The organism is Methylobacterium sp. NEAU K, from assembly GCF_030700285.1.
Classification (GTDB): Bacteria; Pseudomonadota; Alphaproteobacteria; order Rhizobiales; family Beijerinckiaceae; genus Methylobacterium.
The window spans coordinates 1-12,251 of the sequence record NZ_JAUYZJ010000013.1; the positions used below are offsets into that span (position 1 = coordinate 1).

Below are 12,251 nucleotides of genomic sequence, written 5' to 3' on the forward strand. Positions count from 1 at the left end.
CTAGGGTCTGAACTCAATCAGCTTGGCCGTGATGATGTCCGAGAAGGGTGGCGAGCGGACGCTCAAATGCTACGGTTAGCCAGTGATCGTCCCGATTGGGTATCTGTCATGTTACTGTATCTAATTCCATATGTCGCGCTTTTGTTGCTAATATTTGGTTTCGCCGTTGGCTATCGTAAAGGTAAGCAGCGACCAAGATTAGGGTTAAAATCGCCGCTGAGTTTATTTTTAATCATATTAGCAGCAATAATATTTACTAAGGCTATAGACAAGAATGGATTTTCTGGCAATGCAGGGCATATCATATTCTTGATAAGCTCTTGCCTACTTTATGCTTCTCTTTGGATCGGAGCTTCAATCGGAGGCTGGGCAAGTAAATTTGGTCACCGAAAAGTTTCCTGAGTTGCAACGTCCATGACAAGGCCGCAATTCTGCTTCCACACTCAACCTGACCGTCCGCAATGGGTCGAAAGCGGGCGGCCCTCCCAGGGTCAAGCTGATTAGGTTTTGACCCTAGGTCTGCCCCGTCCGGGCCCGCCATCAGGAAGCAGGCCCCCGGCCCGAGCTGGTCGAGGCTGGTCGCGCGCCCCGGGAAATGCAGCTCCATCGTCATCCTCCGATCGTGACGCGGCCTTCACCCGCGCCCGCCCGGCCCTTCCGGAAGAACGCGCGGCGGTCGCCTTCGGCACGCACTACGGTAGCGCGCACCTGCAGGAGATCCTTGCGGGTGAGCAGCCCGACCAGTGCGCCGCTCTCCGGATCGGTCACCGGCAGCCGCCCCTGCCCCGCCGAGAGCATCACGTCGAGGGCGTGGGAGACCACGTCACCCGGATGAACCACCGCGAGATCGGCGTCGGAGACGCGCTCGGCAAGCGTGCCGTCGCCCACGTCCTCGTCCATCTCCACCGTCCAGCGCAGCGCGTCGTTGCGCGTGACCAGCCCCACCGGCCGGCCCGCCCCGTCGACGACAGGATAGGCATGGTGGGCGCCGGAGGTGATCGCCGCCAGGGCTTCGGCGAGCGGGAGATCGGCGTCCAGCGTCTCGACCTCCCGGGTCATCACCGCCTCGATCCGGGCGAGGTCGTAGGGGTCGATGCCGTATTCCCGGGTGACGTGCTGGCCGCGCCGGGCGATCTTCTCGGTCAGGATCGAACGCTTCAGGAGCAGAACGGTGACCGCATAGGCCGACATGGTGGCGGCGAGCAGCGGCGCCAAAGCGGCGACGTCGCCGGTCACCTCGACGGCGAACACCACGCCGGTGAGCGGCGCCGGCAGCGTGCCGCCTAGCATCGCCGCCATGCCGATCAGCGCCCAGAACCCGTGAACGCCCGGGAGGAGCTGGCCGATCAGCCACCCCGCGGCACCGCCCAGGATCAGCAGCGGCGCGAGCACGCCGCCGGAGGTGCCCGAGGACAGGGCCGCGAGCCAGATCACCCCCTTCACCACGAGGATAGTCAGAACGGCGCCTGCCAGCATATGCCCGGAGAGCAGGTCGCGGATCACGTCGTAGCCGACACCCAGCGCCCGGGGCTCGATGAGACCGCCGAGGCCGACAACGACGGCACCCAGCGCCGGCCACCACATCCAGTGGATCGGCAACCGGCCGAAGCCGTCCTCGAGCGCGTAGAGAGCCCGGGTGAGGCCGCCCGAGATGAACCCGCAGGCGATCCCGAGCGCCGCACAGGCTGGCAGCCCCCACCAGGGTAGGTTCGGGTTGTCGGCAAACGGAAAGAGCGGGCCGGCCCCGAACAAGACGGGACGCCAGCACGACGCCGTCACCGCCCCGACCGTTACCGGGACGAGGCTGCGCGGACGCCACTCGAACAGCAGGACCTCGACAGCGAGCAGCACCGCCGCCACCGGCGTCCCGAAGATCGCCGTCATGCCGGCGGCCGCACCGGCCACCAGCAAGGTCTTCCGCTCCGCCGCGCTGAGATGGAAGAACTGCGCGAACAGCGAACCCACGGCGCCGCCGGTGACGATGATCGGCCCCTCGGCGCCGAACGGTCCACCGGTGCCGATCGCCACCGCCGAGGACAGGGGCTTGAGCACCGCCACCTTGGGCGACATCCTGCTGCCACCGATCAAGATCGCCTCCATCGCCTCGGGGATGCCGTGGCCGCGGATCTTCTCGGAGCCGTAGCGCGCCATGGTGCCGACGATCAGGGCGCCGATCACCGGGATCGCCACCATCCAGGGGCCCGGTGCGGCACCGGCCAGTGAGGTCAGCTCCGTGTCGAAGCGGCCGTACCACGCGAGGTTGGTCACGAGGCCGATCAGCGTGAGCAGGACCCAGGCTGTGGCGGACGCGGCCGTGCCGGTGACTACGGCCATCCCGGCGAGCGTGAGGACCCTCCGGTCGGCGCTGAAATCGCCCAGCGCCCGACGCAGCGGCCTGTTGCCACCACGCTCCGTCCCCGCTCCCCGATCCATACCGGTCTCCCTCCGTCAAACCCTGCCGCTTATGTCGTGATACGATATAATCTACAACGGGCTGGCCAACAGGATTCGGCACAGCGCGTGCCTGTCCCGGCGTGCGGCGGCGCGGGCGCGACTGGCTGGGTCGGCGTGTCCGGCGAGCGACGCGCGGACCGGATCATCCGGATGCCGCCCCAAGGAGGCCATGGTGGGTGCCGACGAGCCAGAGACCGAGCCCCTTTCGCCGCAGCAGTACGCGGCACTCGCGGATTTCCGCTATCGGCTGCGACGCTTCCTCGCCTTCAGCGAGGCGGCGGCGGCCCGAGCCGGCATTCCGCCGCAGCAGCACCAGGCGCTTCTGACTCTGGCGGGCCATGCCGGGCGCGAGCCCCCGACGGTGGGCCTTCTGGCCGAACAGCTCTTGATCGCGCCGCACACTGCGGCCGAGCTGGTCGCCCGGATGGTGGACGGAGGCCTGCTGACGAAAGCGCGCGCCGTAGAGGATAGGCGGCGGAGCGCGCTGTCGCTCACGCCCCGGGCCGAGGCATTGCTGAAGGCGCTGACGGCCGCGCATCTGGAGGAGCTGCGGGGACTGGCGCCGGCCCTCGCCGGGGCGCTCCAATTCGCGGCATGTTGACGCATTTGCAGGCGACTGATTTGCTCGTCCCGGGGGTGACGGGATGGCGGATCAGGATCGTTCAAACGCGCGCAGCGCCAAGCTCAGGCGCTGCTATGCGTCCCTCGTTGCGGGCCAGGGCGCGGCGGCCGACCCGCGTATCGAGGCGGCTTTCGCGGCGGTCCCACGGGAACCTTTCTCCGGGCCGGGCCCCTGGTCGATCCTGGCGGCCAATGTCTGGCGGTTCCGGGATCGCGGCCCGCTCTATGTGACGACCCCGGACGACGATCCAGCCTTCCTCTATCAGGACGTTCTGATCGCCCTCGATGCCAAGCGCCGCATCAATATCGGCCAGCCGAGCCTGCACGCCCTCTGCCTCGACGCGCTGGCGCCGCTGCCGGGGGAAACGGTGATCCAGATCGGTGCAGGAAGCGGGTATTACACGGCGCTCCTCGCCCACTTGGTCGGGGTGGAGGGGCGCATTCACGGCCTCGAGATCGATCCCGTCCTCGCAGCCCGGGCGGCGCACAACCTCACACCCTGGCCCTGGGCTCAGGTCGAGGCCCGCTCCGGCATGACGGAGAAATTACCAGCGGCCGACGCGATCTACGTCAACGCCGGAACGCCGCGCCCGGCTCGCGCCTGGATCCGCGCGCTCCGGCCCGGGGGCCGCCTGCTGTTTCCGCTCCAACCCATGCACGGCCGGGGCGGCATGCTGCTGGTGCACCGATCGGCAAGCCGCACGGCATGGCCGGCACGGTTCGTGTCCCGGGCGATCTTCATGCCGCTCCAGGGCATGCCTGAGAAGGACAGCGCCAAGCTTGCCAAGGCCTTCGCGCGCCAGCCGTTGCCGCCGATCCGCTCGATCCGGTTCGACAAACCGCGAGACGCGAGCTGCTGGTACGACAGCAGGGGCTGGTGGCTTTCCACGCGGGACCCGTGAAGGGCGTGTTCAGCGCGCCCGCGCCACGCAGAACTCCACCGCGCCGGTGAGTGCGGACTTCACGGGCCCGTCCGGGAAGATGTCGAGGGCGGCGCGGGCCTGGGCGCCGTAATGGTGGGCGCGGGCCACCGTCTCCTGGAGAGCGCCGTGGCGCTGGAGGAGGTCGAGGGCAGTCCCGAGGTCGTCCTCGCCGATCTCGCCCTGCTGCAGGGTGCGCCGCCAGAAGCCGCGCTCGCCCTCGCTCGCCCGGCGGTGGGCCAGCACGATCGGCAGGGTGATCTTGCCCTCGCGGAAATCATCGCCGACATTCTTGCCGAGTTCGGCCGAGGTACCGCCGTAATCGAGCACGTCGTCGATCAGCTGGAAGGCGATGCCGAGGTTCATGCCGTAGGCGCGGGCAGCCACCTGCTCGGCCTCGGGCCGGCCTGCAAGCACCGGCCCGACCTCACAGGCGGCGGCGAACAGTTCGGCGGTCTTGCCGCGGATCACCGCCAGGTAGGCGGCCTCGTCGGTCTCCAGGTTCTTGGCGTTGGTGAGCTGCATCACCTCGCCCTCGGCGATCACCGTGGCGGCGGCCGAGAGGATGTCGAGCGCCCGCAGGGAACCGACCTCGACCATCATCCGGAAGGCTTGGCCCAGCAGGAAATCGCCCACCAGCACCGAGGCCTCGTTGCCCCACTTGATCCGGGCGGCGACACGGCCGCGGCGCATGTCGCTCTCGTCGACCACGTCGTCGTGCAGCAGGGTCGCGGTGTGCATGAACTCGACGCTGGCAGCGAGCTTCACGTCGCCCTCCGCGTCACCCGCGTAGCCGCACAGCTTGGCGCAGGCGAGCGTCAGGATCGGGCGCAGGCGCTTGCCGCCGGACGCGATCAGGTGGTTGGCGACCTCGGGGATCATCGCCACGTCGGACCCGGTGCGCGACAGGATCGTGGTGTTGACCCGCGCCATGCCGTCCGCCACCAGCGCGACGAGGTCGTTCAGCCCCGCTTCCGCCTCGGGCTTCGGATTCTCGATGGAGAGGGCCATACCCAAGATCCGCGACCTCCAGTCCGGTTCCCCCGCAGGGGGCGGGCGATCCCTTCGCACGCGCCTCGCGGCGCCGCAACATCGACCCGGGCCCGATATGGGGCGGGCCGGACGCGCGCTGGACGCGGCGAATGCGCCTGCAGCCCGGTATTTCTGCGAAGCAATACGATGATCGAGCTGATTTGCGCGAATGATATCGTGCTGATCGGCTTCGCCCGCTCGATCCTCGAGGCGGCCGAGATCCCGGTCCTCGTGGCCGACAGCCACATGAGCCTGATGGAGGGTTCGATCGGGGCGTTCGGCCAGCGCCTGATGGTGCCCGGGGATTGGGAGCCCCAGGCCCGCCGGCTGCTTACCGATGCTGGGCTCGCCCATGAGTTGCGCCGGCCGTGAGCCCGGAGCCGGACGCCTTCCTGGGCGGGACCTTGCGTCTGCACCAGCCGCCCCGGGGGGCGCACAGGGCCGGGACCGACGCGGTGCTGCTCGCCCGGCTGCTGGCGCCGGCGGCGGGCGAGCGCCTCTGCGATGTCGGGGCCGGGACCGGCGCGGTGGGGCTCGGCTGCGCGGCGCTCCACCCCGGGGTCCGGCCGACCCTGGTGGAGCGCGACCCGGAGCTGGCCGCGCGGGCCCGGGCGAACGCCGCCCTCAACGGCATCGACGCGCAGGTGATCGAGGCCGACGTGCTGGGGTCCGCGGCCGAGCGCCGCGCCGCGGGACTCCGGCCGGACAGCTTCGATCTGGTTCTGACCAACCCGCCCTTCTTCGCGGAAGGCGCCCACCGTCCCTCCCCGCATCCGGGGCGGGCGACGGCCCACGCCCTGCCCGAGGGTGGCCTGGACCGTTGGATCCGCGCCTGCACGGCGATCCTGCGGCCGGGGGGACGGCTCGGGCTGATCCATCGCGCCGACGCCCTGCCGGCCTGCCTCGACGCGCTAAAGGGCCGCTACGGCGGGATCGAGATCCGCCCGGTCCAGGCTCGCGCAGAGACCGCGGCGATCCGCGTGCTGATCGCCGCGACCCGTGGCAGCCGCGCGGCCGTGAGCCTGCGCCCGCCCCTGGTGCTGCACGGTCCGGACGGCGGCTTCACCCCGGAGGCCGAGGCGCTGCACCGGGGCGCGGCGTGGCCGACGGTCTGAGCCCGATCCGGGACGGTCCCCTCAGGCCGCCAGGGCTGACGGCGCGGCGTCGTGGATGCCCAAGAACCGCTCCACGGCCGGCAGGTCCGAGAAAGCGAGGAATTCCGGGCGCAACGGCTCGGGGAGCCCCTCGAAGTTGAGCCCGGGGAAGGTGTCGGGATGCGGGTAGAGCTGCCATCCGGCGCCGGGCTCGACCGGGGGGAACAGGATCGCGACCTTCTCGGCGCCCAGCCGCACGATCCGCGTGGGGCTGTACGACAGGGTCTCGATGCTCCAGCCCCGGTTGACGCCCCGGCGGGCCTTCAGGGTGCGGCGGCTCGTCGCGCGATGCATGGCAGGCTCCTGCTGTTGGGGGAAGACGGTCGCGGGTTCAGGCGGCGCTGCGGCGGCCGGTCCGCTTCGGCCAGCCGAGCGCCACGAGGCGCGCCTTGGCGTAGTCGCGGACCTCGTCGCGGGTGCCGGGCGGCATCGCCGCCAGCATCGCCTGCGTGGTGCCGTCGAGCATCAGGTCGGTCACCGCGTTGATGGCCCCGGCCTCGTCGATGCGGCGTTTGAGGTCGCCCTCGGCCTCGGTGACCTCGTCGAAGGCCGCCGGCTCCTCGAAATCCTCGTCCACGGCCCGCACGGCTGGCAGGTGGGCGCGGAACTCGTCCGCCTCCTCCTCGGAATAGACCAGGCCGTGCAGCTCGATCAGCTTCAGGATCACGCGGTCCTTCCCGCGCTTCTCGGCCATGGCGTAGACGTAGGCCGCCTGCTTGCCCGAGACGCGGTAGTTCACGTTGACCAGCGCCTCGCCGAGCGACCACTCGACCCGATCGGCCGCGGCCTTCGCGCCCGATTTCGTACCCGGCAGGCGCCCGGTCACCAGAATCACCGCCTCGTCGCGTTCGGCGCGGATGAGGGTCGGCGGCTCGAACACGATTCCGGCCTGCGCGGCGATGCGCTCCAGAGTCTTGTGGTAGATCACGGCCGTGCCCTGGACGCGCCAGACGTTGCCCCCGAAGGGCTCACCGTAGCGCACGAGGATGTCGGCGATCTGCTTGTCGGCGGTTCGCATGCGGGGCTCGTTCGGCAGAAGAGGACCGCGTCGTCCACAGCTTTCTACGGCGACGCTCTTTTGTTCTTGTTTTGTTTCATCCTATATGAGCGATCTCGCGGGCGCCTGCAAGAGTCGGGATGAGCGCTGTGCGTCGAGGGCGGCTTTGTGCGGCAGCGCTTGCGGCTGCCGCTGTCCCAGAGACTTGCCGGGAGAGTCGGGCAGTCGGCGAACCGGCACAGACGGTCGCGACGCGCCGGCCCATCCTGGACCGTCCCGCTACGGACGGCCTGACCGTCGCCGTCATGCATCTGGCCGCGCGCGGCAGGATCGAGCGCGCGGAAGGGGGCCAGTCCTGCTGTAGCGTGCGCCGCTGAAGCAGATGCCGGTCCGGCGCAAGATCTCGCATCGATGGACTGCGCGAACCGCCCGCATTGTTGCTGCACCGCACCCTGAGGTAGACCGCCCGGACGATGTCCGAGACAGAAGCCGCGATGACGCCCTCCCTCTGGACCCGCCTGTCGAATCCCGGCCACTTCATGCGCTGGTCGGGGGCGCTGGTGCCGTGGCTCGCCGCCCTGTCGGTCGCCATCCTCGGCCTTGGGCTGTACCTGACCTTCTTCGTGGTGCCGCCGGACTACCAGCAGGGCGAGACCGTGCGGATCATGTACATCCATGTCCCGGCGGCGTGGCTCGGCGTGTTTTTCTACGGCGCCATGAGCCTGTCTGCGATCGGCAGCCTGGTCTGGCGCCATCCGCTCGCCGACGTGGCGCAGCGCGCGGCCGCGCCGATCGGGGCGGCCTTTACGCTGATCTGCCTCGTGACCGGATCCCTCTGGGGCAAGCCGATGTGGGGGACCTACTGGGTCTGGGACGCGCGGCTGACCTCGATGCTGGTCCTGCTGCTGATCTATTGCGGAATCATCGCCCTGTGGCGGACCCTCGAGGAGCCGAACCGGGCGGCGCGGTCGGTGGCGATCCTGACGCTGGTGGGCGCCGTGAACCTGCCGATCATCAAGTTCTCGGTGAACTGGTGGTCGACCCTCCACCAGCCGGCCTCGATCCTGCGTATGGGCGGTTCGACCATCGATCCGTCGATGCTCTACCCGCTGCTGATCATGATCGGCGCCGCGACGCTCGGCGGGACGACGCTGCATCTCTACGCGATGCGCACCGAGATCATGCGGCGGCGGGTGCGGACGCTGACCATCCGCGAGGCCGAGCGCCTGGACCGGGCCCAGCCGCGCATCACGCCCGAAACCGCCGGGATGCCGGTCGGACAACCGGTCTAGGATCACCGCGATGGATCTCGGATCTCACGGCGGCTTCATCCTGGCGGCCTACGCGTTCACGGCTCTGGTGATGGTCGCGCTCATCGGCAACGCGATCCGCGACCGGCGGGCGCAGTTGCGTGCCCTCAAGGGATTCGGGGAGGAGCGCCGATGACCGCGCCCGCCGACGAAGCGGCCGGCCGGCCGGCTCCGGTCCGCCGCTCCCTCCTGCTGATCGTGCCGGTGCTGGCCTTCGCGGCGCTGGCGGCCGTGCTGTTCCTGCGCCTGCGCTCGGGGGTCGACCCGGCCGCCCTGCCCTCCGCGATGATCGGCAAGCCGGTGCCGCGCTTCGACCTTCCCGCCGTGCCGGGGCTCGATGCCGCCGGCGCCCCGGTACCCGGCCTGTCGAGCGCCGACCTGAAGGGCGAGATCACCGTGCTCAACGTGTTCGCCTCGTGGTGCGCCCCCTGCCAGGTCGAGCACCCGATGCTGATGCGGCTCGCCCGGGAGCCCGGCATCCGCCTGGTGGGCATCGACTACAAGGAGCCCAACGCCGAGGCCGGGCAGCGCTTCCTCGCCCGGCATGGCGTGCCGTTCAGCGCCGTCGGTGCCGATGCAGGCGGCCGCGCGGCGATCGATTTCGGCGTCTACGGCGTGCCGGAGACCTTCATCATCGGGCCGGACGGGGTGATCCGCGACAAGCTCGTCGGCATCCTCACGCCGGAGAACTTCGCCAGCGTGCTGGCGCGGATCCGGGCGGCCGGAAAGGTCGCGGACGCGCGCTGACCGCTAGCGACCCGGCTGCGCCTCCTTCCGCTCGTAGCGGGTGAGCAGCGGCGTCTGCGCCAGAGCGAACAGCACGGTGAGCGGCATGATGCCGAACACCTTGAAGTTGACCCAGAAATCTTCGCTCTGGGTCCGCCACACCACCTCGTTGAGCGCTGCCAGGACGAAGAAGAACAGCCCCCAGCGGAAGGTGAGCTTGCGCCAGCCCTCGTCGGTGAGGCTGAACATCGAGTCGAGCACCACCGACAGGAGCGAGCGGCCGAACGCGAGGCCGCCGAGCAGCACGGTCCCGAACAGCGCATTCACGATGGTCGGCTTGACCATGATGAAGGTCTTGTCCTGGAGCGCCAGCGTCAGGCCGCCGAACACCACCACTACGACGCCCGATACGAGCGGCATGATCGGCAGGCGCCGCACCAGGACGTAGTGGATCGCCAGCGCCACCACCGTGGCCGCGATGAACACGCCGGTGGCCACGAACAGCTTCTGGTCGGGCGCCACCCCGAACTTCTCCGAGTAGGCGTTGCCCAGGAAGAACAGCACCAGCGGCCCGAGTTCCAGCGCCAGCTTCACGAGTGGCGGCAGGTGGCGGCGCGGGGGGACGGATTCGATCTGCATGGCGCCTGATATCAGATGGCGGGGCGTGTCTGTATCGATGTGGGAGACGGGATGTCCATCGCCATCGGCCGTGACGCGGTCGCTTCGCTCCCGACGGGCGGCCGACAGGTGCAGGATGGATCGCGACCCGCGGCATCGCCGTCGTGCGCCACGGGAAGGGCCGGAGCCCGGCCGGGCTGAACCGCGGTGACGGCTTCGCCTCCGCGCGCGCCCTAATCCTTCTCCAGGCCCGCGATCGCCCGGGCGAAGTCCCGGGCCGCGAACGGCTCCAGATCCTCCACGCCCTCGCCGACGCCGATGAAGTGCACCGGCAGGCCGAACTTGGCCGCCAGCGCCACCAGGATGCCGCCCCGGGCGGTGCCGTCGAGCTTGGTCATCACCAGCCCTGAGACCGGCGCGGCCTGGGAGAACAGCTCCACCTGGGAGATCGCGTTCTGGCCGACCGTGGCGTCGAGGACGAGGATCGTGGCGTGCGGCGCCTCCGGATCCTGCTTGCGCAGCACGCGCACGATCTTCTCGAGTTCCGCCATCAGCCCGGCCTTGTTCTGGAGCCGGCCGGCGGTGTCGATCAGGAGCACGTCGGTCCCGGCGGCGCTCGCCTGCTTCAGGGCGTCGAAGGCGAGCCCGGCGGCGTCCGCGCCCTGCGCGCCGCTCACCACCGGGGTGCCGGTGCGTACGCCCCAGACCTTAAGCTGCTCGACCGCCGCCGCCCGGAACGTGTCGCCGGCCGCGAGCATCACGGTTCGGCCCTCCGCCCGCAGCTTCGAGGCGAGCTTGCCGAGCGTCGTCGTCTTGCCGGCGCCGTTCACCCCGACGGTGAGGATCACGAACGGCTTCTTCGCGGAATCGATCGCGAGCGGCACCGCCACGGGTTCGAGAGCGCGCTCCACCTCGGTAGCCAGGATCGCCCGGACCTCGTCCGGCGAGATGCCCTTCTCATAGCGGCCCTTGCCCACGGCCTCCGAGATCCGCATCGCGGTCTCCAGACCGAAATCGGCCTGGATCAGGGCATCCTCCAGATCCTCCAGGGTCGTGGCGTCGAGCTTGCGCTTGGTGAACAGGCCCGTGACCCGCTCGGAGAGCGCCGAGGAGGTCCGCTTCATCCCGGAGGTGAGGCGGGTCCACCAGCCCTTGGCCTCCGGCTCGCGGTGCGGCCCGGCATCGGCATCGTGGGCGAGCGCCGCGGCGGAATCGACGGGTTGGATGTCGGGCACCGGCTCGATCGCCGGCGCCCGGACCGCATCCCCGGCATCGACCGGATCCGCGCCGTGCTCGGGAGCGTCGCCGGCCGTGCCGGCGGGCGGCCGCTCGGGCTCGCCCGCGATCGGCTGCAGGTCCGCGCCCTCGACCACGTCGGCGACGGGTGGCTCGGCCTCCTCCGGCGGCAGCGGGACATGGGCGACGTCCTCCGCCCCGGTGGCGAAGTCGGGCTGGCCCTCCGAGGGTGAGGCCGGCGCCTCCGCGGGCAGGTCCGACTCGCCCTTCTCGTCGCCCTGGCCCTTGCGCCCGAACAGGCGCCCGAACCAGCCGGGCTTGTCCTCGCTCGCCATGAAACCTCGTCCTCGCCCCACCTTGCCCACCCGGCGCCGACCCTCTAAGCGAACTTGCGTCGGGAGGCCAACGCTTCGTCCGCTTAGGTTTTTGATTCAACGCAGGTTTTCGACGCCGAACCGCACCGCACGTTTGTGCAACCTGCTGGGCCCGCCCTGATGACACTCGCCTTCGACATAGGCGCTCGCCTCCTCTACCGCGACGCCCTGCTGCTCGTCATCGACAAGCCGCCGGGCCTGCCGGTCCATCCGGGGCCGCGGGGCGGCGAGACCCTGACCGATCATCTCGACGGGCTCCGGTTCGGCCTGCCGCGTCGCCCTGAGGCCGCGCACCGGCTCGACCGCGACACCTCGGGCTGCCTGGCGCTGGGACGCCACGCCAAGGCGCTGGCGCGGCTGGGGAAACTCTTCGCCGGCAGCGCCGTGGACAAGACCTACTGGGCCGTGGTCGATGGCGGTCCCGCCGGGGAGGTGGGCCGCATCGACTTTCCGCTTGCCCGCCGCTCGGACGATCCGCGCTCCTGGTGGATGAAGGCCGACCCGGCCGGTGACCCGGCGCTGACCCATTGGCGGGTCCTGGGTCGGGGTGGCGGCCGGACGTGGCTGGAGCTGAAGCCGGTGACCGGCCGCACGCACCAGCTCCGGGTCCATTGCGCCGCCTCCGGCTGGCCGATCCTCGGCGATGCCGTCTACGGCGGGGCGCCGCGCGGGAGTGCCCTGCATCTGCACGCGCAGTCGCTGACGATCCCGCTCTACCCGAAGCGCGCGCCGATCACGGTCACGGCCCCGCCGCCGCCGCACATCGCGCAGGCCGTGGCGGGGACAGGCTTCTAACGCCTCGTTGGATG

General features: G+C 70.1%; 15 protein-coding genes. 9 read left to right on the forward strand and 6 right to left on the reverse strand.

What is annotated here, in order from left to right; translation table 11 throughout:
- The coding region (locus tag Q8W67_RS12475) for a hypothetical protein (RefSeq protein WP_305545841.1) at positions 1-402 on the forward strand (402 nt) is incomplete at its 5' end.
- A 207-nt stretch (positions 403-609) separates the two neighbouring features.
- Here Q8W67_RS12475 and Q8W67_RS12480 read toward each other — a convergent pair.
- The gene (locus Q8W67_RS12480; protein WP_305545843.1) at positions 610-2,433 is read right to left on the reverse strand and encodes a chloride channel protein; all 1,824 of its coding nucleotides are present in this window, start codon (positions 2,431-2,433) and stop codon (positions 610-612) included.
- 193 nt (positions 2,434-2,626) lie between these two features.
- On the opposite strand from Q8W67_RS12480, the gene Q8W67_RS12485 reads away from it, so the two are divergent.
- Both Q8W67_RS12485 and Q8W67_RS12490 read left to right on the forward strand, forming a co-directional pair.
- Positions 2,627-3,055: a MarR family winged helix-turn-helix transcriptional regulator gene (locus tag Q8W67_RS12485; RefSeq protein ID WP_305546085.1), complete on the forward strand. Its 429-nt coding sequence runs from the start codon at positions 2,627-2,629 to the stop codon at positions 3,053-3,055.
- Positions 3,056-3,098: 43 nt separating this feature from the next.
- Positions 3,099-3,977 (forward strand): protein-L-isoaspartate O-methyltransferase, encoded by an 879-nt coding sequence (locus Q8W67_RS12490; protein ID WP_305545845.1) that lies wholly within the window; start codon positions 3,099-3,101, stop codon positions 3,975-3,977.
- Between the two features lie 9 nt (positions 3,978-3,986).
- Here Q8W67_RS12490 and Q8W67_RS12495 read toward each other — a convergent pair whose 3' ends face one another.
- Positions 3,987-5,006, reverse strand: a complete 1,020-nt coding sequence (locus tag Q8W67_RS12495) for a polyprenyl synthetase family protein (RefSeq protein WP_305545847.1) — start codon at positions 5,004-5,006, stop codon at positions 3,987-3,989.
- 168 nt (positions 5,007-5,174) lie between these two features.
- Between Q8W67_RS12495 and Q8W67_RS12500 the strand changes: the two genes are divergently transcribed.
- Positions 5,175-5,399, forward strand: a complete 225-nt coding sequence (locus tag Q8W67_RS12500) for a DUF2007 domain-containing protein (protein ID WP_305545849.1) — start codon at positions 5,175-5,177, stop codon at positions 5,397-5,399.
- Entirely contained in the window at positions 5,396-6,142 is a 747-nt protein-coding gene (locus Q8W67_RS12505; protein ID WP_305545851.1) for a tRNA1(Val) (adenine(37)-N6)-methyltransferase, read from the forward strand. Before Q8W67_RS12500 ends, Q8W67_RS12505 begins: the two co-directional genes overlap by 4 nt.
- 21 nt (positions 6,143-6,163) lie before the next feature.
- Here Q8W67_RS12505 and Q8W67_RS12510 read toward each other — a convergent pair whose 3' ends face one another.
- Complete coding sequence (locus Q8W67_RS12510; protein WP_305545853.1) at positions 6,164-6,475, reverse strand: hypothetical protein; 312 nt, start codon at positions 6,473-6,475, stop codon at positions 6,164-6,166.
- A 37-nt stretch (positions 6,476-6,512) separates the two neighbouring features.
- Positions 6,513-7,199 carry a trna delta -isopentenylpyrophosphate transferase gene (locus Q8W67_RS12515; protein WP_305545854.1) on the reverse strand — a complete coding sequence of 229 codons (687 nt, stop codon included), beginning with the start codon at positions 7,197-7,199 and terminating at the stop codon, positions 6,513-6,515.
- A gap of 473 nt (positions 7,200-7,672) precedes the next feature.
- On the opposite strand from Q8W67_RS12515, the gene Q8W67_RS12525 reads away from it, so the two are divergent.
- Genes Q8W67_RS12525 through Q8W67_RS12535 form a run of 3 tightly spaced genes read left to right on the forward strand, consistent with a single transcriptional unit; the run spans position 7,673 to position 9,235 of the window.
- Positions 7,673-8,470: a heme ABC transporter permease gene (locus tag Q8W67_RS12525; protein ID WP_305545856.1), complete on the forward strand. Its 798-nt coding sequence runs from the start codon at positions 7,673-7,675 to the stop codon at positions 8,468-8,470.
- Between the two features lie 10 nt (positions 8,471-8,480).
- A complete protein-coding gene (gene ccmD, locus Q8W67_RS12530; RefSeq protein ID WP_305545858.1) occupies positions 8,481-8,624 on the forward strand; it encodes a heme exporter protein CcmD in 144 nt (47 codons plus the stop codon).
- Entirely contained in the window at positions 8,621-9,235 is a 615-nt protein-coding gene (locus Q8W67_RS12535; RefSeq protein WP_305545860.1) for a DsbE family thiol:disulfide interchange protein, read from the forward strand. The genes ccmD and Q8W67_RS12535 overlap by 4 nt, the downstream gene beginning before the upstream one ends.
- 3 nt (positions 9,236-9,238) lie before the next feature.
- Here the strand turns inward: Q8W67_RS12535 and Q8W67_RS12540 are convergent, their stop codons facing one another.
- Both Q8W67_RS12540 and ftsY read right to left on the reverse strand, forming a co-directional pair.
- On the reverse strand, positions 9,239-9,853 hold the full coding sequence (locus Q8W67_RS12540) for a septation protein A (RefSeq protein WP_305545862.1): 615 nt from the start codon (positions 9,851-9,853) through the stop codon (positions 9,239-9,241).
- A 212-nt stretch (positions 9,854-10,065) separates the two neighbouring features.
- Positions 10,066-11,403 (reverse strand): signal recognition particle-docking protein FtsY, encoded by a 1,338-nt coding sequence (gene ftsY / locus Q8W67_RS12545; RefSeq protein WP_305545864.1) that lies wholly within the window; start codon positions 11,401-11,403, stop codon positions 10,066-10,068.
- A 159-nt stretch (positions 11,404-11,562) separates the two neighbouring features.
- Between ftsY and Q8W67_RS12550 the strand changes: the two genes are divergently transcribed.
- Entirely contained in the window at positions 11,563-12,237 is a 675-nt protein-coding gene (locus Q8W67_RS12550; protein WP_305545866.1) for an RluA family pseudouridine synthase, read from the forward strand.
- The last annotated feature ends 14 nt before the right edge of the window (positions 12,238-12,251 follow it).